Source organism: Hungatella sp. L36, from assembly GCF_014288035.1.
Genome location: NZ_JACOPC010000010.1, coordinates 163,319 through 183,553, shown reverse-complemented (window position 1 = coordinate 183,553; position 20,235 = coordinate 163,319). Strand labels below are relative to the sequence as shown.

General features: G+C 43.5%; 20 protein-coding genes and 1 pseudogene. 18 read left to right on the top strand and 3 right to left on the bottom strand.

Annotation, left to right across the window (positions count from 1 at the left end; translation table 11 throughout):
* The first annotated feature begins 9 nt into the window (after window positions 1–9).
* The 14 genes from H8S80_RS21975 (at window position 10) to H8S80_RS21915 (ending at window position 10,699) form a co-directional block, all read left to right on the top strand.
* Complete coding sequence (locus H8S80_RS21975) at window positions 10–429, top strand: hypothetical protein (protein ID WP_117630811.1); 420 nt, start codon at window positions 10–12, stop codon at window positions 427–429.
* 1,034 nt (window positions 430–1,463) lie between these two features.
* Window positions 1,464–2,009 carry a transposase gene (locus H8S80_RS34375; protein ID WP_243010334.1) on the top strand — a complete coding sequence of 182 codons (546 nt, stop codon included), beginning with the start codon at window positions 1,464–1,466 and terminating at the stop codon, window positions 2,007–2,009.
* Entirely contained in the window at window positions 2,006–2,185 is a 180-nt protein-coding gene (locus tag H8S80_RS34370) for a hypothetical protein (RefSeq protein ID WP_243007841.1), read from the top strand. The genes H8S80_RS34375 and H8S80_RS34370 overlap by 4 nt, the downstream gene beginning before the upstream one ends.
* A 240-nt stretch (window positions 2,186–2,425) precedes the next feature.
* Complete coding sequence (locus H8S80_RS21965; RefSeq protein WP_243007840.1) at window positions 2,426–2,629, top strand: hypothetical protein; 204 nt, start codon at window positions 2,426–2,428, stop codon at window positions 2,627–2,629.
* A 7-nt stretch (window positions 2,630–2,636) separates the two neighbouring features.
* The gene (locus H8S80_RS21960) at window positions 2,637–2,900 is read left to right on the top strand and encodes a hypothetical protein (RefSeq protein WP_118090527.1); all 264 of its coding nucleotides are present in this window, start codon (window positions 2,637–2,639) and stop codon (window positions 2,898–2,900) included.
* Window positions 2,901–3,812: 912 nt separating this feature from the next.
* Window positions 3,813–5,000: an IS110 family RNA-guided transposase gene (locus H8S80_RS21955; protein WP_117630809.1), complete on the top strand. Its 1,188-nt coding sequence runs from the start codon at window positions 3,813–3,815 to the stop codon at window positions 4,998–5,000.
* A gap of 311 nt (window positions 5,001–5,311) precedes the next feature.
* Window positions 5,312–5,473, top strand: a complete 162-nt coding sequence (locus H8S80_RS21950) for a hypothetical protein (protein ID WP_181987881.1) — start codon at window positions 5,312–5,314, stop codon at window positions 5,471–5,473.
* 12 nt (window positions 5,474–5,485) lie between these two features.
* Window positions 5,486–5,860 (top strand): hypothetical protein, encoded by a 375-nt coding sequence (locus H8S80_RS21945; protein WP_117630808.1) that lies wholly within the window; start codon window positions 5,486–5,488, stop codon window positions 5,858–5,860.
* Between the two features lie 220 nt (window positions 5,861–6,080).
* Window positions 6,081–6,347 carry a hypothetical protein gene (locus H8S80_RS21940; protein ID WP_147338530.1) on the top strand — a complete coding sequence of 89 codons (267 nt, stop codon included), beginning with the start codon at window positions 6,081–6,083 and terminating at the stop codon, window positions 6,345–6,347.
* A 215-nt stretch (window positions 6,348–6,562) separates the two neighbouring features.
* A complete protein-coding gene (locus H8S80_RS21935; RefSeq protein ID WP_117630807.1) occupies window positions 6,563–7,636 on the top strand; it encodes a transposase in 1,074 nt (357 codons plus the stop codon).
* Between the two features lie 330 nt (window positions 7,637–7,966).
* Window positions 7,967–8,182, top strand: a complete 216-nt coding sequence (locus H8S80_RS21930; protein ID WP_117630806.1) for a hypothetical protein — start codon at window positions 7,967–7,969, stop codon at window positions 8,180–8,182.
* A 20-nt stretch (window positions 8,183–8,202) separates the two neighbouring features.
* Entirely contained in the window at window positions 8,203–8,592 is a 390-nt protein-coding gene (locus H8S80_RS21925; RefSeq protein ID WP_002603630.1) for an Imm8 family immunity protein, read from the top strand.
* An 861-nt stretch (window positions 8,593–9,453) separates the two neighbouring features.
* The gene (locus tag H8S80_RS21920; protein WP_117630805.1) at window positions 9,454–9,795 is read left to right on the top strand and encodes a transposase; all 342 of its coding nucleotides are present in this window, start codon (window positions 9,454–9,456) and stop codon (window positions 9,793–9,795) included.
* Window positions 9,796–10,195: 400 nt separating this feature from the next.
* A complete protein-coding gene (locus H8S80_RS21915; RefSeq protein ID WP_118033047.1) occupies window positions 10,196–10,699 on the top strand; it encodes a hypothetical protein in 504 nt (167 codons plus the stop codon).
* A gap of 1,309 nt (window positions 10,700–12,008) precedes the next feature.
* Here H8S80_RS21915 and H8S80_RS21910 read toward each other — a convergent pair.
* Window positions 12,009–12,908, bottom strand: a complete 900-nt coding sequence (locus H8S80_RS21910) for a phosphotransferase enzyme family protein (protein ID WP_181988015.1) — start codon at window positions 12,906–12,908, stop codon at window positions 12,009–12,011.
* A gap of 328 nt (window positions 12,909–13,236) precedes the next feature.
* On the opposite strand from H8S80_RS21910, the pseudogene H8S80_RS21905 reads away from it, so the two are divergent.
* Together H8S80_RS21905 and H8S80_RS21900 are read left to right on the top strand one after the other, a co-directional pair.
* Window positions 13,237–13,482 (top strand): annotated as a pseudogene (locus H8S80_RS21905) (AAA family ATPase); the annotation flags it as partial.
* A 77-nt stretch (window positions 13,483–13,559) separates the two neighbouring features.
* Entirely contained in the window at window positions 13,560–14,498 is a 939-nt protein-coding gene (locus tag H8S80_RS21900) for a hypothetical protein (protein ID WP_117632888.1), read from the top strand.
* A gap of 48 nt (window positions 14,499–14,546) precedes the next feature.
* Here the strand turns inward: H8S80_RS21900 and H8S80_RS21895 are convergent, their stop codons facing one another.
* Together H8S80_RS21895 and H8S80_RS21890 are read right to left on the bottom strand one after the other, a co-directional pair.
* A complete protein-coding gene (locus H8S80_RS21895) occupies window positions 14,547–16,307 on the bottom strand; it encodes a sensor histidine kinase (protein ID WP_117632887.1) in 1,761 nt (586 codons plus the stop codon).
* Window positions 16,294–17,571, bottom strand: coding sequence for a response regulator (locus H8S80_RS21890; RefSeq protein ID WP_117632886.1), 1,278 nt, complete (start codon window positions 17,569–17,571; stop codon window positions 16,294–16,296). Before H8S80_RS21890 ends, H8S80_RS21895 begins: the two co-directional genes overlap by 14 nt.
* Before the next feature lie 184 nt (window positions 17,572–17,755).
* On the opposite strand from H8S80_RS21890, the gene H8S80_RS21885 reads away from it, so the two are divergent.
* Both H8S80_RS21885 and H8S80_RS34365 read left to right on the top strand, forming a co-directional pair.
* A complete protein-coding gene (locus H8S80_RS21885) occupies window positions 17,756–19,210 on the top strand; it encodes an ABC transporter substrate-binding protein (RefSeq protein ID WP_117632885.1) in 1,455 nt (484 codons plus the stop codon).
* A gap of 56 nt (window positions 19,211–19,266) precedes the next feature.
* Entirely contained in the window at window positions 19,267–20,184 is a 918-nt protein-coding gene (locus tag H8S80_RS34365) for a carbohydrate ABC transporter permease (RefSeq protein ID WP_207662651.1), read from the top strand.
* The last annotated feature ends 51 nt before the right edge of the window (window positions 20,185–20,235 follow it).

Below are 20,235 nucleotides of genomic sequence, written 5' to 3'. Positions count from 1 at the left end.
AGGATATAAATGGCATGGAATGAAGTTAAAACTACAGATGATATTGAAAAGCTTCAACAATTATATAATAATTTTCGAGATTCTACGTTAGTGGGATATAGGTTTGAAAGTGGAAATTTTGTGGATAAGAATCGTGTTAGTCATGAATATAATGATAATAATTTATATTTGCTGTTTCAACGATTGGATGATAATCCTTTTTCCATTGAAATCCTTTTTCAATATACAACACGCTTTAATTTTTTAGCACCAATAGGAGGTCAGAGTTCTCAGAGAACAGAAATAAACTTTGCAAAGATTGAAAAAAATAGTGAGTACTTTTATTGGACGGAATGGGAAGGGTTTGATCCGTATAATGAAGCACATTTAAAGTACAATGATTTTATTCTAATTGAAGCAGAGCGAGTTAAATGGAGAATTATCGAGTGATTTTTGAGGCTTGTGTTCGCCCGGCTTTGCCGGGCGATGTACCACGGTTGAGGTGGCGCAATGCCACCCGACCTTTAACCCGCACACATTGCGACCCGGAGATTTTTCCTTGAATTCCAGGGAAATAGCCCTATTTCAAATTGGGGCAACGGGCCGATTCACCTGCTTTTTGGTACATCTTTCCGATCCCGCTTCCAAATCGGCAACACGGGCGGTCAAGGCACGTCACAGGGGCAAGAGGATGATGGGAGCGGACCAATGGAAACCGGATAAAAGAAAACCGCTGGATCGGGACTCAAAAAAAGTTGACTGCCTAGTATAGTGATTTTATAGCTTTGCCACCCAGAAAAAGCCTTTTATGTGGGCTACTGAAGCATTTTGGGTGGCAAAATTCTGGAAATGAAAAAAGCTGGGTGCTGCCAAGCCACCAACAGATTATTTTTCAACCCTTGAGATACGTGTTGCCAGTAAGGAACCATTAAGAAAAACACAAGGAAAAGGAAATTGATCTGCGGGTTGGTTCCATGGTAAAATGGCGCACATCAGGGAGGATTAAGGGGAAAAGATGCCGATTGTATCTGCCAGAAAAACATAGTGATGAACCAGTAGTCAGATGATATTGACTGCTGGTTCCTTTTCTTTTCTGGCGATACGACTATGTCACAAATCAGCCCGCCATTTTTGTATCACATTTCACAAACATTCAGAACTGCTCCCAAATGACTTGCGGATGTTCCTTTTCAGAGTTAACATACGACAACTCCGACAGGAGAAAAAGGATGGATTCAGACGAGAAAAGAAAACATCATCTATGTGGGGATTGACCTGCATAAGGAAACACACACGGCGGTTATGCTTGATTGTTGGAACCAAAAGCTGGGTGAAATCACCTTTGAAAACAAACCGTCAGAGTTCCATAAGCTGACAAGGAAAGTAAGTCGCTTTTAACAGAAGAAAAGACAGCGGCATACGGATTAGAGAATGCCTACGGCGATGGCCATGCGCTTGCAGTGTGGCTGATTGAAAAAGGCTGTATGGTGAAAGACGTGAATACAGCGTTGTTCTATGCCAAGAGAAAAAGCGTTCCAATGTATCAAAAAAACGACAGCTATGATGCGGAAGCTGTTGCGCTCGTATTAATCAATATGCTGGATAAACTGCCGGATGCCATACTGGCTGATGTTTACTGGACACTAGGCCAGTTGGTAAAAAAGATATTGGAACTGGTGCGTACTGACGGTCAGACCACCAGGGAACACCAGGAGAGCCGGGATGCCGTAACACAAAGTATTACTGGTGATTTGGAGCATTACGGGGAACAGCTTAAGATTGTGGAAACAGCGATAGAAACTATGCTGTCTTCATTTAACTGTACCTTAATGACTATGCCGGGTGTTGACATGACAACTGCTGCGAATATGCTGTCAGAGATAGGAGATATCAACAGCTTTCCCAATGTCAATAAACTGGCGAAATTCGCCGGGATATGCCCAATCAACTTTTCATCTGCTGGAAAAGGGAAAGATATGTGTCCAAAACAGGGAAACCGGCGATTTTTTACTTTCTGGCAATCTAGATGATTCAGATTTCCACGAATGGAACGCCGAGGAATAAGGTATTCCGGGAGTATTACTTAAAGAGAGTGGCAGAAGGGAAGAATATACAGCAGGCGTTGATCTGTATCGCCCGCAGATTAGTGAATATCGTGTATGGAATGCTGAAAAACCATACAGAATACCGGGAACCAGAGCAATAATGGTTGTCGGTTACGAACACTTTGTGTTAGGATAAAAAACAGAAACATAGAGATTGGTTTGCCGTCTTTTCCAAAAGAACAGAGAAAAAGGCGTAAAAGTTATGAGGGCTCAGCGTCAGTGCCAAGGGGGATTCTAAAGCTAAATTCAAAACTGGTGATTTGTATGAGGATTCTATAGATGTTGATGGACATAGAATAGATGCATTGGCAGAGGTGGAAGTGGAGGGAGACCGATTAATTTTGAAGGATTTAGCAATTTATTCGAATGAAGGAGATATTCCAAATCAAATCGGTGCTAGTGAATTTAAAACTTGGTTAAATACTGTAAAGGAGCAAGCAAAAAATCAAGGATTTAAGGAATTACAGATAATTGCTCAAAGAGCAGAACATTCTACATCAGCTAATCCAGGGCATGTAATAAATAAAATTATACAGCTTAAGTGAGGTAAGTATGAAAATAGTAATGGATGAACAGCAGTATCAAGAATTAGAGGATTTAATTGGCATCTTTGATGGAATGTTTTTTGATGATGAAGAGGTGCAATGCTTTAAATTTATTAAAGATATTGTAGATAGCGAATTTGATACAGATTATATTAAAAAAGAGAGAAAAGAACTTGTGGGAAAACAGTTGAATGAGTCATTTGAATGGTTAGAGAGTTTAAATGTAAATATAAAAAATAAGGATAAATTTCTATCTTGTTTTTTGTATTGATAGTAAAGATTCGCCCGGCTTTGCCGGGCGATGTCCTCTGGTCTGGGTGGCGTCAAGCCACCCAACCTTTAACCCGCACACTTTTTGACCCTGCGATTTTCCCTAGAAACCTGCTTTTTGGTACATCTTTCCGATCCCGTTTCCAAATCAAATCGGCAACACGGGAGGTCACGGCGCGTCACAGGGGAAAGAGGATGATGGGAGCGGACCAATGGAAACCGGATGAAAGAAAATCGCTGGATTGGGACTCGAAAAAAGTTGACTGCCTGATATAGTGATTTTGTAGCTTTGCCACCCCCAAAAGCCTTTAATGTGGGCGATTCAAGCATTTTGGGTGGCAAAATTCTGGAAATGAGAAAAGCTGGGTGCCGCCAAGTCACCCAGCAGATTATTTTTCGACCTTTGAATTGAATACCGATAGTAAAGAACCGGTAAGAAAAACGCAAGGAAAAGGAAATTGACCTGTGGGTTGGTTCTATGGTAAAATGGCGCACACCAGGGGGGATAAGGGGGAAAGAAAAGAGGCTGATTGTAGCTGCCAGAATAACATAGTGATGAACCAGTAGTCAGATGATATTGGCTGCTGGTTCATTTTCTTTTCTGGAGATACTACTATGTCACAAATCAGCCTGCCATTTCTGCATCACATTTCACAAACATTCAGAACTGCTTCCAAATGACTTGCGGATGTTCCTATTCAGAGTTAACATACGACAACTCCGACAGGAGAATAACCTGTGAAATCCGAGGTTAGGGAAGCAGACAGGCTTAATCCCCCTTGCGATGGCCGTTGCCGTAGGGCGTAATTCGGCACATAACGCTTATCAGCTGAGGTTGCCGGTGATTTTTTGATTACGGATGGAGACAGGATGAAAAGGAAGGATTCAGACGAGAAATGAAAACATCATCTATGTGGGGATTGACCTGCATAACGAAACACACACGGCGGTCATGCTTGACTGCTGGAATCAGAAATTAGGCGAGATTACCTTTGAGAACAAACCATCAGAATTCCATAAGCTGGCGAGAAAAGTCAGTCGGTTTGTGACGGAAGAAAAGACAGCGGTATATGGATTGGAGAATGCATACGGCTATGGCCGTGCGCTGGCGGTTTGGCTTTTAGAGAAAGGCTACACTGTGAAAGACGTAAACACAGCATTGTCCTACGCCCAGAGAAAAAGCGTTCCGATGTATCAGAAAAATGACAGCTATGACGCAGAAGCGGTTGCACTTGTGCTGATTAATATGTTGGACAAACTGCCCAACGCCGTGCGGGACGATGCTTACTGGACGTTGGGTCAGTTGGTGAACCGCCGGGATAACATCTGCTCTCATCAGCAGAGATTAAAGAAACAACTGCATGAGCAGCTTTGTGTGCTTTATTCCAGCTACAAAGGCTTCTTCGGAGATATCAGCCGGGCTACGGCCTTGCATTTCTGGCTCAAATACCCATCGCCGAAATGCTTGCAGGGAAAGACAGCGGAAGAACTGGCGGCAGAACTGCGCCCGGTCAGCCACAATAACTGCTCCATCAAACGGGCAGAGAAAATATTAGAACTGGTACGTATGGACGGTCAGACCACAAGGGAGCATCAGGAGAGTCGGGATGCCATCACGCGAAGTATTGCGGGAGACTTGGAGCATTACCGGGAACAGCTTGAGGTTGTGGAAAAAGCGATAGAAACTATGCTGCCGTCATTTAACTGTACTTTGACGACCATGCCGGGAGTGGATGTGACAACAGCGGCAAATATGCAGTCAGAGATCGGAGATATCAACCGTTTCCCCAATGCCAATAAGCTGGCGAAGTTCGCCGGAATATGCCCAATCAATTTTTCGTCTGCCGGGAAAGGGAAAGATATGTGTCCAAAGCAGGGAAACAGGCGGTTACAGGTGATTTTTTACTTTCTGGCAATCCAGATGATTCAAGTTTCTACGAATGGAACGCCGAGGAATAAAGCGTTTCGAGAGTATTACTTAAAGAGAGTGGCAGAAGGTAAGAATAAACAGCAGGCGCTGATTTGCATTGCCAGACGTCTGGTGAATATCGTGTACGGAATGTTAAAGAACCACACAGAATACCGGGAACCGGAGCAATAACGGTTGTCGGTTGCGAACAGTTTGTGCTAAGATGAAAGCAATAGAAACACAGTAATTGGTTTACCGCCTTTTCCAAAAGAACAGAGAAAAAGGCGTAAAAGTTATGGGGGTTCAGCGTCAGTGCCAAGGGGGATTCTGAGTCAATAAAGTGGTCCTCTAAGACTGTAAAAGATGCTGCTGATCAATTAACTAATGGCGCAAAGTCGGTAACTGTAAATAGTAAATCTGAGGCGGAAGAGTTATTTTTAAATTTATATCAGAGTGATGGATACACAAATACAACTGGTATGGATGCAATGGATGTAAAAAATATGTATGGTACAAAAGCGAATACATACCATTGGGATACAGAAGCTGGAAATGATGGCTGGCTTTTAGGTCACAGTTTGGATAATCCTGACGGAGCTATGCCACATTTACAAATTTATCCTGCAAGTGGTAAAGAAATTAGAATATTTTTTAATATGGATTAGAGGTGATATAACGTGAAATTATCTATTAAACAGATTAATGATCTAATAACTGGCTGTACGCTGGCAGCGGAACTAAAGCCTACGGATTCAAGACTTAGACATTTTATAACAGTTTTTGGTTATGAGCTGAGTACAGAAGGACATTATAGAGAAATCACAAAAACTATTAGTGAACAAAAAGTTCAAAGTACTTATTTCCAAATCCGTGATTATGAAATACCAGTGGAATACTATGATAATGGATTGGAAATTTCTGATTCAATTTTGGAAAGTGACAGAATATTAGAAGGTATTTGTGGAATTTATAACCTCGAAGAAGAGCTAACTAGATATTTAAGTGATTTTTCTCTGCTAATACCAGAGTGGAAATGTGGTAATCCTTTATAATTATTATTTTTTATTTGCCCGGCTTTGCCGGGCAATGTCCTTCGACTGGGTGGCGTTAAGCCACCCCAGACTTTAACCTGCACACTTTTCGACCCTGCGATTTGTCATGATTCTCGGAAAAGTGAGGCTGTTTCACATTGGGCCAACGAGCCGAGATACTTGGTACATGGTACATCTTTTCCGAGTCCTGCCAGAAAAAGGCAACACGGGCGGTCACGGCGTGTCACAGAGGCAAGAAAAATCATTAATTAGAGACCTCCCTGCTAAGGGTGTTACTTTACCGCAAAAACTGCTATTAGCCGGAAGTATTTCTGAGCCACCCCATAATCCTTTGATTTTGTGGTGTTTCGGGCGTTTTGGGTGGCAGAATCAGATTTATTACAAAACTTGGGTGCCGCCAAGCCACCCAACAGATTATTTTTCGACCTTTGAAATGAATACCAAAAGTAAGGAACCGGTAAGAAAAATGCAAGGAAAAGGAAATTGACCTGCGGTTTGGCTCCATGGTAAAATGGCGCACACCAGGGGGTATAAGGGGGAAAGAAAAGAGGCTGATTGTAGCTGCCAGAAAAACATAGTGATGAACCAGTAGTCAGATGATATTGGCTGCTGGTTCCTTTTCTTTTCCAGAGATACTACTATGTCACAAATCTGCCTGCCATTTCTGCATCACATTTCACAAACATTCAGAGCTGCTCCCAAATGACTTGCGGATGCTCCTTTTCAGAGTTAACATACGACAACTCCGAAAAGCTGGGGGAGATCACCTTTGAAAACAAACCATCAGAGTTCCATAAGCTGACAAGGAAAGTAAGCCGCTTTTTAACAGAAGAAAAGACAGCGGCATACGGATTAGAGAATGCCTACGGCTATGGCTGCGCGCTGGCGGTGTGGCTGATTGAAAAAGGCTGTATGGTGAAAGACGTGAATACCGCGTTGTCATATGCCCAGAGAAAAAGCGTACCGAAGTATCAAAAAAATGACAGTTACGACGCAGAAGCGGTCGCACTTGTACTAATCAATATGCTGGACAAACTGCCGGATGCCGTGCCGGCTGATGCTTATTGGACTTTAAGCCAGTTGGTGAATCGCCGGGACAACATCTGTTCCCATCAGCAGAGATTAAAGAATCAATTATATGAACAGCTTTGCGTAGCGTACCCGAGCTACAAACAATTCTTTGGTGATATCAGCCGAAGGACAGCGCTTTATTTCTGGCTTAGATATCCGTCACAGGAACACCTAAAAGGGAAGACCGCGGAAGAACTGGTGGCAGAACTGCGCCCAATCAGCCACAATAACTGCTCCATCAAACGGGCAGGGAAAATATTAGAACTGGTACGTATGGACGGTCAGACCACAAGGGAGCATCAGGAGAGTCGGGATGCCATCACGCGAAATATTACAGGAGACTTGGAGCATTACCGGGAACAGCTTGAGATTGTGGAGACAGCGATAGAAACTATGCTGCCGTCATTTAACTGTACATTGATGACCATGCCAGGTGTTGACGTGACAACCGCTGCGAATATGTTGTCAGAGATAGGAGACATCAACCGTTTTCCCAACGCCAATAAGCTGGCAAAGTTCGCAGGAATATGCCCGATCAACTTTTCGTCAGCGGGAAAAGGAAAGGATATGTACCCGAAGCAGGGAAACAGGCGGCTACAAGCAATTTTTTACTTTCTGGCAATTCAGATGATTCAGATTTCCACGAATGGAACGCCGAGGAATAAGGTGTTTCGGGAGTATTACCTTAAAAGAGTGGCAGAATGATAGAATAAACAGCAGGCGTTAATCTGTATTGCCAGACGACTGGTGAATATCGTGTACGGAATGTTGAAAAATCACACAGAATACCGGGAACCAGAGCAATAATGGTTGTCGGTTACGAATACTTTGTGCTAAGATGAAAGAAGCATAAAACACAGTAATTGGTTTACTGCCTTTTCCAAAAGAACAGATAAAAGGGCGCAAAAGTTATGAGGGTTCAGCGTCAGTGCCAAGGGGGATTCTAAGACTAAGGAACCACCTTCAGCAGATGAATTAGCTGAATTAGCAAAGAACTCTGAGGAAATTGATGGACTATCCGGAACAAATGTAGATGTGAATACAGTAATGGAAGCAGGTCAGAAATTTGTCGGAAAAGGATATAAAACGACAATGGAAAATGGTTTGATTAAATACACGAGTAAAGATGGTACAAAGTCTTTCAGAATTATGACTAAAAAAACGAAGGGGGTTTACGAGGCAAACTTTGAAATGTTTGATTCAGCGGGAAATAAATTAACAAATTATCATGTGGGCATTATTGAAGACTGATATTTTTCTAGGAGGTTTAAATGGTTATACCAATTTTAGATTGTATTTTAGATGTTGAGGAACCAGAGGATATAGAAGACTTTGTTATGCATTTAGAAGCATGTATAAATACTGAAGGTGATAAAGGTGCAGATTGCTTTTCTTTTAGAATAATGACTCCGAAGCGATTAGAGAAATTATCCAAGGGGATAGGGGCAATGTTAATAAGATCAGTATTTATTGTTAAGGGTTCTAATATGGAGGAAAATATAAATTATATTACAGAAGAAATAAAAAAGTTACTGGAAGGATGCGCAAGAGAATCGTGGGAAGAAACTGCATTGGCAATTAACTATTATTTAAATTGGGAGTATTATGATCCCCAAAAGGGAATATGCGATTTTTACAAGAATACTCGGAATCTAACATAAATAGTATTTGGCCCGGCTTTGCCGGGCAATGTCCCACGGCTGGGTGGCGTCAAAGCCACCCAGCTTTTAACCAGCACACATTTCGACCCTGCAATTTTTCTTGATTTTCGGAAAATGACGGTTGTTTCACATCGGGTCAACGAGCTGATATACATGGTTCATGGTACATCTTTCCGAAGTCGGTCGGAAAAGGGCAACACGGGCGGTCATGGCGCGCCACAGGGGCAGGAAAAATCATGAATCAGAGACATCCCCGCTAAGGGTGCCGCTTTGCCGAAAAACTGTTATTAGCCGGGAGTATTTCTGAGCCACCCCATAATCCTTTGATTTTGTGGTGTTTCGGGCGTTTTGGGTGGGAGAATCCGATTTATTACAAAATTTGGGTGCCGCAAAGCCACCCAGCAGATTATTTTTCGACCTTTGAAATGAATACCAAAAGTAAGGAACCAGCAAGAAAAACACAAGGAAAAGGAAATTGACATGCGGGTTGGTTCCATGGTAAAATGGCGCACACCAAGGGGTATAAGGGAGAGAAAAGTGGCTGATTGAAACTGCCAGAAAAACATAGTAATGAACCAGCGGTTATATGATATTGGCTGCTAGTTCCTTTTCTTTTCTGGCGATACCACTATGACACAAATCAGTCCGCCATTTTTGTATCACATTTCACAAACATTCAGTACTGATCCCAAATGACTTGCGGATACTCCTTTTCAGAGTTAAAATACGACAACTCCGAAAGGAGAATAACTTGTGAAATCCGAGGTTAGGGAAGCAGACAGGCTTAATCCCCCTTGCGATGGCCGTTGCCGTAGGGCGTAATTCGGTACATAACGCTTATCGACATTCAACTGCACACGGATGACCATGCCTGGAATGGAGGTAATAACAGCGGCAAATATGCTGTCAGAAATTGGAGACATCAACCGATTTCCCAAAGCCAATAAGCAGGCGAAATTAGCAGGGATATGCCCGATTAACTTTTCTTCGGCGGAAAAAAAGGGAGGGATATGTGCCCGTAGCAGGGAAACAGACTGTTGCAGTCTATTTTACTTTTTAGCCATCCGAATGATTCAGATATCCACCAACGGAACGCCGAGGAATAAAGTATTCCAGGAGTATTATCTGAAAAGAGTAGCGGAAGGAAAGAATAAACAGCAGGCGCTGATCTGCATCGCCCGCAGGTTGGTCAATATCGTGTAGGGGATGCTGAAAAATCATACGGAATACCGGGAGCCGGAGTAATAAAGGCTGTCATTTGATAAAGGCTTGTGATAAGATGAAAGAAATAAAAACACAGTAATTGATTTACCGCCTTTTTCCAGAAGAACAGAGAAAAAGGCGTAAAAGTTATGAGGGTTCAGCGTCAGTGCTAAGGGGATTCTGAGAGTGAGGAACGAGAATATAAGAAGCCTAAATCAGGATCAGGGAAAGAAAAGACTTTAGAGGTTCCTAAATGGGCCAAAGGCAGTCGACCGTATAAAGGAGAGCGTGGCAAAGATTTCGCCAAACGGTTAAATGGATGAAAAATATGGTGCAGGAAATTACAAAACTGGTCCAGGTAGTGAATACAACCAAATAAAAAAATGGGGTGTTCGTGATTTTGAATAAAGAGGAAATAATAGAATTTTATCCTATAAAGTTTAAAGTCAATCAAACAGAATATTGCACACTTTGGTATACAGATGAAATTGATGGCTTTTTACAAGATGAGGACAAAAAGATAAAATTTTTTGCAAATGTTGGAGAGGCTAAGGCTTTTACAGAAAGTAAAGGATATAGTATTGATTCTGAAGTTCTGCAGATAACAGACGATATATTAAAAAAGTTAGACATGCAAATTTTAGACTGTAATGTAATTATAACATGTTGGAATATTCTATCAGATATGGCAAAATCGATAGACTGTGATTTTTTAGGAGACAGTAAATCGGAAGAAATTCAAAATATTTATGATAAATTATTTTACGGTTGTAATTTGCCGTCACTAAAGAAGAGTGGTGAAGATTTTTTGCCAAAATGGGCAGATGATGAGAAGAATTTAATAAAAAAAGTACTTAAAAATGGCTTTGAAGTTTTACAGAGAGCATTAAAATTGAGTCTATAGGTATTCGCCCGGTTTTGTCGGGCGATGTCCTCCAATCGGGTGGCGTCAAGCCACTTGGCCTTTAACCTACACACTTTTTGCCCCTGAGATTTTTTATAATTCCCGGAAAAGTGAGGTTGTTTCACATCGGGCCAACGAGCCGATATAACTGGCTCATGGCGCATCCTTATGCGCCCTTTACCTAGACCATGCCGAATCTATATTTATGGGTGGATTGTTCATCGGGGGTGGCAGAATACCGCTAAGAAGGGTTATCAAAAGCAGTGCTTGTAGCTTGTTTGGATTATTGTATTGAAAGACATACTTTGAAGTCTTGTTGAACTGCCATTTGTAAAAGGTATATAATGATGGGGAGAGGGGGGAGATATAATCTTCCCTGCTCGACTCCATTTTTAACGGACTGCCTCATGCAATGTAAGTATTTAGAAAGACAGGAACTGGTAAAAACGAAATTAAGGTGAAAGAAGAAAAAAAGTTTTAATTATTTTTGGTATAGTCATTGCCATTGTAATAGCAGTAACTCTGTATTGTATCAAAAGAATACCCACGGAAACAATAACACTTGAGGAATTTCAAAAGAATACCCAAAATTGTGGTTATGAGTATGTTGATAATTGTATTACCATACCTGTGGAAGAGTTGGGAAAAAGTGGTACTGCATACATTAAGGATCAGATTGGAGTTGAGTTTACAGAGTGGATATTCTGAAAATTTTCTCAGCCTAAAGTATTATGGAACGTATACATTGGAAACATGCACATAACTAGAATAAAAAATACGGTTATGAATGTTCAGGTACCCATAGAGGAAAAACCCATTGTCGTAAAATTTATGAAGGATCTAAAGTATTTGAACTAAATATGGTGAATACCAGTGAAAGAAGTTGCCGCATGATGATATTATCTGAATGCAGCAGCTTTTTTCAGGATTGAATTTGTTGAGGATGTTGGAGTTTCAGAAAAGAAAAAATACAAAACAAAAAAAGAAAATAAACTGTCGGGCGGAAAATTTCCGGAGACGCTGACTACTAGACTGGATCTGGATATTTATATAAGCCTTCTGGGAAAATACTACTATTCGTTTGTGAGCGAAAGCATAAGAAAAAACAACGGAAAGCTGACCTTTGCATGTTATCCGGATGATCGTTTCACACCAGCCGAATCACAACTGCTAATGAAATGAATGAAACAACATGGCCGCTGTCGGCTGGACAGCAGGACGGTCCACCGGCGGAGTGTTTCGCCGGTATTTTCTCTTGGGAGTGTTTTAGAGGTATTCTTAAAACACTCCCTCTTCAGGTATTAAACGCTTACAATTTTAGCGTATCCGTTATCGCTGTTTCATTTTCCTGCACAAAATGAAACAGCTTTGCCGCATCCTCCGCGCACCGTAAGTCGGAAATTCCGGTGAACCAGGAGGCGAAGAGAAGCTCGATATTTTCCATTACCCAGGGAAATGCCTCCTTTTCCACGGCTGTCAGTGTAATCTGGCTCTCATATCCGGCCACTGTTTCAGCGATCATCAGAAGCCATTCATTTGTGCTGGGGCGGAGACCTTCCTCCCCTGCCAGCAGTCCCATCAAGAAATAGCAGAGATCAAAAATCCTGATATTTTTCTGGCTTAAGTCGAAATCGATGTAACCGGTAAATTCGCCTTCCTGGAAAAGGAAGTTTCCAAAATGGACGTCTCTGTGAATCAGCTGGAATGGAAGCCTGTCATACACGTGTTCCAGGCTGGAAACGGCGTTCTCATAATCAGACTGTGCAATTACCGTCCAGCCATTTTTGTTCAGTTCATCCTTTACCCAGCCCTTCATCTCGCTTAACAGGCTGTTGTCCCAGAAGTCCAGCTCCTCCTCACATGTCTGGAAGGCCAGATGAAGCCTGCCGATTATTTGACCCATCTGACAGGCGAGCTTTTTCACCTCTTTGATATCCTTTACTGGTGCTCCGGGAAGCTTCCTTGTCACCATATAACAGCGCTCAGCGCTGCATAAGTAATCCGTGCCCTCGCTGGTGGAAATTACTTCGGCTGCCGGTATGTCCATGGAGCGCAGCACCTTCATAATCTGTACATTCCGCTCCAAATCACTGAGCCTTTCATATGCCTTTAAGATATAGGTTCCTGAGACTTCCCATACGCAGTCCTGGATCTGCCGGATTTCCCCGGATTCCAGACCCCAGTGTCCGATCAATGCAGATAGTTTCATTTTCTCCTCCTCAAATCGTTTTCGTTCTCCGGCGATAATCCGGTAAATCAGGTATCTTGTCTGCAATGCAGTGCTATGATGCCAGTATACCATATAAAGAAGTCGGGAGGCTGCTCATTCACTATTCTGCAAGGAAAATGATCACGGCTTCCCTTGGACTCCCCTGCTTGCTTATATACAAATAAGCATGAGTTTGCCTGGTATGGAGTTTGATATTTCATTCAGGCCATGGTAAAATAGAAGCTAAATAAATGGATCGAATAAAAAAGGTGGCTGAGTTATGATGGAACAATTATCGCTTTTTGACGACCGGGCTGCCGTGGGGCCGCTGGCAAGCAGGGATCCCTTAGTGATCCGCAACGCGCCGACGGGACTGATGAAGGAGCTGCATTACGGAGAAGGCTACCAGTACGCCCACCAGACAGAGGACAAGATCGCCGCCATGCAGTGTATGCCTGACTCCCTGAAAGACCGGACGTATTATGTCCCCACGGAAGAGGGGAATGAGAAGGCGGCGAAGAAGCGGCTGGAGGAAGTGAAGGCATGGAGAGAGGCGCATGGGATGGGAATATGACCGGATGGCTTTTTGCTGCATAAACGGCGATTCTTGAGAGAAAGAACGGGAGTAATGGCAGGGGAGGAAACTGGGGAATGGAGCGGCATAACAGAAAAATAAAGATAACCCTGATTTTGTTTTTAAGCATTTTTTCACTTCTTGTAAATACAGCTGCTTTCTACATTCTGACAGACTATAACACCAGGCATTACACGGCATTGTCCAGATCTCACATGGAGCAGCAGTATCAGAATTATCAGCAGAAATTGGCGGTGCTGGGGGAACAGATTAGACTGTTTGGGGATAACCCACAGTTTACCAATGCGATTGAAAGACACGACTGGACTGCTGTAAATGAAAAAATAAGTGATTTTATACGCAGTTCAGGAAACATTGTTTCTTTGAGAATTTATTGTATTGAGGATGGGGTCCTGAAACGCGCCAGAGGGGACAGCAATGTGCGCTATGCGGAACTGGAACCTGAAAGAATAGCAGAGATGTGGAACGAGACGAAGCAAAAGGGGGACAGCGCCCTCTGGTTTTTGCGGGAAGGAACAGCACGCAGCTATGAATGTCTGAGTTACCTGATGCCTGTGTCCGATGAGGGAAAGCAGATCGCCTATCTGACTGCGGATCTGGATGTTTCTTCCTTTATGCAGGACTCCATTAAGGAAGAAAACGTGATTTCATGGCAGGAGACTGTGGCCATAGTCTCACCGGACCGAGCCTGGTTTGGAATCGGGCGGCGCAGCGAAGAACTGCAGCCTTTTCTGGAAGCAGAAAATACCGAGTTTGATATACTGGCGGGTAGAACTATATCCATCCGTGAACTCCCTCAGTCGCGCGATCGGCTGATCCAGGTAATTCATCTGCAGATGGATAAATTGCTCTGGCAGGTTGGCGGTATGTTTGCTGTTCTGTTTCTAATTAGCATTTTGTTAATCTTTCTGGGAGTGCGTTTTGTTTCTGACAGTATTATGGTTCCTCTGAATAAACTGAAGCACCGAATGCATTCCGGTTTGGAAGGAAGATAGAGAAGTATGGGTTGAAATGCATTCGGCAGGTTTTATCCTGAATGATCCTTATGATTGCTCAAAGCTGATATGTATCTGCACAGTAGTGCCTTCACCTTCAATGCTCTGCACAGAAATACCGTATTCGCTGCCATATTCCAGCTGAATACGTTCATTTACATTTCTCAGACCGTATCCGCTTCCGTGTATATGACTGCTCTTTTGACGGAATCCGCAGCCATTATCTGATACCTCAAGGTAAACGTCATCTCCCTTCCGATATCCCCTGACAGTGATCATGCCATGGCGTCGGACCTGGGAGACACCGTGCTTGATAGCATTCTCGACAATAGGCTGCAGAATGATCTTGGGTACCAGTAACCCTGTGATTTCCGGTTCAATCTCATATTTGATATCAAATTTTCCAGGATTTCTGAGCTGTTCAATGGTTACATAGCTGATGACGATACCCATCTCATCCTCGATCGTAATTTTTTTATCCCCTTTGTGTAAACTGAGCCGGAAAAAACGGGAAAGTTCCATCACCATCTGTTCTATTTCATTCTGTCCCTTCATAACTGCGATCCAGCCTATGGCATCCAGTGTATTATACAGAAAGTGCGGATTAATCTGAGCCTGTAGGGCGGTGAGTTCCAGTTCCCTTTTTTTCTCCTGCTCTAATCTGTTTTTTTCCAACAACTCACAAATCTGCTGCACCATCTCATTGTATCCCTGCTCCAGATCCCAGAGTTCGTCCCTGGGATTGCTGTCCAAAAAGGAATCCAGGTTTCCGCTGCCCAAATCTTTTAGTCTGGTCTGCAGTCTTTTTAAAGAACGGGTCAAATGGCCAGTAAGGAAGAAGGAGAGAAAAACAGCAAGTATGATCATGGTAAAGCATGCGGTCAAAAGCGCATCCAGGATTTGATTCAGCACATGAAACAGATCATCATAGGGAAGAATACTTACCAGGCGCCATGAAAAACCGATCAAGCTGCTTCTGGGACTGAAGGCAGTTGATATAATGATGGATTTTTCACCGTCTATCTTTGCAGTGGATACCAAAAAGGGGGCATCGGTTTCCGAAAAAATAAGATTGTCAGGCCGTGTACCCAATTGTGAAGCATCGTTGTGTGACAGAATCATACCACTGCTGTCTGTAACGAAGGTGGAACCGTTCAGGCTGCCGGTTTCTTCGCCGGAAGCCAGCAGTCCGGCATACAGGACAGAGATAGGGTCCTGAGGAAGATAGAAGACCAGTCCGCCAGCCGTCTGCATGGTATTATAATTGTGGAGCTGCATATACATAGGCAGCCATGCACGGCCGTCTGAAGACCGGACCAGTTTTCCAATATGGTAATAGGGAGTATCTCCAAGCGCTCTCCACTCAGAAAGGTCCGGCAGAGGAACACCGGTAGCTTGAACTGCGATCTGGTAGACAGTCTCCTGTTTGTCTATTAAATAAACATTTCCGATGGAACTGGAAACAGGGGGCTGTATGCCTTCCGCTGCTTCCTGCAGGGCTCTCTCCTTCTGAAATACGGTTAAGTCAGGTTTCTGGAGGATATCATAAAAGGCATTCGTATTTTTATATCGAAGGGAAACCATAATAATCTCTTCCATATAGAGTTCCATACTGTTGATGATCCGTTTATGCTCTGTTCTGAGATAGTCGTAGACATATTGGTCTGCGATAGTTTTGGCATAATAGCGAGAAAAAATGACCGCGCCGGTGGCAATAATCATAAGCATTGTAATGAGAAAAATCAGGATACGGGTTCCGACCTGAAATTTGCGGATTAGAGTATAAAGAAAACGTTTAATTTTTTGCATAATGAATCCTTATAAAATCACTGGGGGTCAGTCCTGTGTGCTTTTTAAAAAGTTTATTGAAGTACTTTACATCGGAATATCCGACCTGCCGGGCGATTTCATAGATTTTACAGCCAGGTATTTGCAGCAGTTCCTTTGCTGTTTCCATGCGAAAATCTGTCAGGAAGGTGTTGAAGGTCTTGCCGATATCGCTTTTGAAAATATGCATCAGATAGTAGGGACTTAAGTAAAGGGCATCTGCAATTTGCTGAATCGTGATCTCCTCCCGGTAATGCTCTTTGATAAAGCGTAGGGCCTCCTGCACCTCAGCACGGATGCTGCCCCCTTCCTCCTTATCCGCCCAGGTCGTACTGTTGGCACAGGGAAGATACTTCTTGTTAGCCAGCCGGGCTTCCAGGCAAATGGCCGGAAGGTCTGTTACCAGCTCACAAAGGCGGCTGATACTGACGGAGACAGTATGGCTGGTGCGCTCTTCAATCGCTTTAAAAAAATCACTCATATTACTCCGCAGTTCAGCCTCCTTCTCCAGGGACGTCGCGGTATTTAAATGGGTAAGTATTACGGCCCATTCTTCCAGGGAGATATCTGTGATCATACCCATAGAGCTTTTGCTTAATAGAAAGAAATTAGAAAGGCAGGTGAATACGCAGTCCCGCAGATCAGCCAGCTCCTCGGGCGGCAGCTGCCTCTCCAGCAGGCTATAGTCATCAAGTTTGACACAGATTACCTGAAAAGGACCATCTGAGAGGGGAAGATGCAGCTCCTGAATCCGGGAGTCGGCAAAAGTTTCGTCTGTAATCGTGCCGCAGATGAAGTCTCTTAAAAATTGAGCCCTGATAGCAGTCTGCTCCTTGTTTACCAGCTGCTGATAGTGTTGAACACTGCGCCTTTTCCGGATTGCAATACCTGCATTCATGGCTGTTTCTTTTAATTTATTTTTATCGATTGGCTTGAGCAGGTAATCCAGAACACCGTACTTAATAGCCCTCTGAGCGTACTCAAATTCATCATAGCCGCTAAGTACAATGACACCGCAGTCCAAATGACGGGCTGCGATTTCTTCCAGTAGCTCCAGACCATCCAAAAATGGCATACGGATATCTATAAGGAGCAGGTCTGGTTCCAACTCCAGAGCCATGGCTAGTCCTTGTTCGCCGTCTTCCGCTTCCCCCACGATTTCTATGCCGATAGACTTCCAGTCAATAGCATTTTTAATACCAAGCCTGATATAGTATTCATCATCTACGATAAGCAGACGGATCATGGATGTCCTCCTTTTAACAATTTGTAATATATATATTATAGATCAACTAAAGTACTTTCTAAAGTATTTTAACAGAAAAGAGCAGATTTGTCCCCGTTTTCGCAGGATTATCAAATAGATCAATCCAGGTAGTGTGTGATAAGCTGATGATATCAAAAAACAAAGCAAACAGGGAGGATTACAGATGAAGAAAAAAATAATGTGTTGTATGCTGGTATGTGCTATGTCCGTAACAATGCTGGCCGGCTGTGGAAACAAAAACAGAAGTGAGGATCAGACAGGCGCGACTCCTGCAAGCACGGAAAACGCGGTATCGGGAGACAGCAGTGCCGCCCAGTCGGAAGCAGAGCCTGTGACCATAACCATCGGCGGTTGGCCGACACCTGAAAATGAGCAGTATGAGTTGTACGAAGGTTACAAGAAAACCATGAACGAACTTTATCCCTATATCACAATTGAGCAGGATGAGTATCTTTACGAAGTTGATACCTTCCTGCCAAAAGCTGCCAGCGGTCAGTTGCCCAACCTGTATATGACCTGGTTCACGGAAATCGAGAAGATTGTGAATGCAGGATATGCTGAGGATATCACGGACACCATCCAGAACAATGGTGTAGTGGCGGCCATCAATCCGGAGCTGCTGGCTCAGGTGGAGAAGAACGGAAAATATTATGGAATCCCTGTCAGTGCTTATTCCATGAGCATGATGTATAATGTGGAAGTATTTAAAGAGGCTGGACTTGTAGATGCGGAGGGACTGCCTGTTTTACCTAAAACATGGGATGAGGTTGCCCAGACGGCTGTTACCATCAAAGAAAAAACCGGAAAGCCCGGTTTCTTCTACCCGACTACATCGAACCATGGTGGCTGGATGTTTACCAATCTGGCATGGAGTTACGGTGCGGAGTTTGAGGAGCAGGTGGATGGAAAGTGGAAGGCCGTGTTTGACAGTCAGGAGGCTGTGGCTGCACTCCAGTTCTTAAAGGATCTTCGCTGGAAATATAATGTTCTGCCAGATAATACATTAGGCGATTTGAATGACTTTAAAAATATCTACGGTGCGGATCAGGTCGGCATGGGGCTCTGCCATCTGAACATGGTGAAGGGAATTGTACAGAGTACCGGTATGAGTAAGGATAACTTTGCAGTTTCCACTACACCTGAGGGGCCAGCCGGTGGTGCGGCACAACTAGGCGGAAATGTATATATGGTGGCGCCTGGAACCACACCTGCCCAGCAGGAGGCTATCCTGAAATGGCTTACGGTACTGGGAGAATCTCCTGTATTTACGGAGGAAGCAATGCAGGGCTTTGAGAAGAGATACGCTGAATTTGAGGAACAGGGTATTCCGGTAGGTCCTTTGGGCGTGCGGATCTGGACATCAGGAGACCGAATCGAGAAAGAAAATGAAATTTTAAACAAGCACACCAATGTGGATATGCGTCTTTGGAATTCATACTGTGAACACAGTTCGGAGAATCTGAGATCAGAGCCTCCTGTTAATGCACAGGAGCTATACAAGGCACTGGATTCTGTAATACAGGAGATATTTACTAAAGAGAATGCGGATCCTCAGCAGCTTTTGACTAAGGCAGCAGCAGATTTTCAAAAGGATTATTTGGATAAGGTAAGTAATTAATTCTTTTTGAAATATTGTATAACCTGCAGAGACATTTTGGGGAAAGGTGGAGGAAAGTGAGCAGAGAGAGACGTGCAACAAGGAAAAGTAAAGGAAGGGGGAAGTTTCTGAATGTGATCAGGAAGGACATTGGCTCATGGGTTCTTTTAGTACCGTCTGTAATCATGTTTATCGTGGTTTTGTGGCAGCCGCTTGTATCGGGGGTGGTGCTTTCATTTTTCGAAACCAAAGGATATGACGCGGTAGCGTTTATCGGACTTCAGAATTACAGTGATATTATAACGAACTCGGAATTTTTGGCATCACTTACCAATACGTTTGCCTATACTTTCTGGTCCCTGTTAATCGGATTTCTGATTCCCGTTGTAGTGGCGGTTATGCTGAACGAGATGATTCATCTGAAGGCAGTATTTCGATTTCTGTTTTACTTCCCTGCCATGATACCTGGGATGGCCACTGCCCTGTTGTGGTACTTCATTTTTGATCCGGGAAAGGGCGGCATATTAAATATACTTCTGGGAGCGTTGGGGCTGGAACCGTCACAGTGGCTTCAGAATCCCAAGCTCTCTATACCGCTTATTGTCATTACCATGACCTGGCGCGGCTTCGGAAGCGCCATGCTGATCTATCTGGCGGCACTGCAGGGGATTAACAGGGATCTCTACGAGGCAGCCAGCATAGATGGCGCCGGATTTTTTCGTAAGATATGGTATGTACAGGTGCCTTGCATCAAGAGTCTGATGGGTCTGATGCTGATCCGGCAGATTATCAGTGTTTTTCAGGTTATGCAGGAACCGCTGGCGATGACATCCGGCGGACCCAATAATGCTTCTATGAGTTTAATGCTTAGCAGTTACTATTACGGTTTCCGATATTTTGAGGCAGGACGCTCTATGGCTGTGGGCACGATCACATTCCTGATTTTGGCAGTTCTTACCGTGATCTACCAGATTGCGTCGAGAGAGAAAGACTAATGGGTGAGTGGAAAATGAACAGAATAAGACAAGCGCTGGAAAATACAAAAC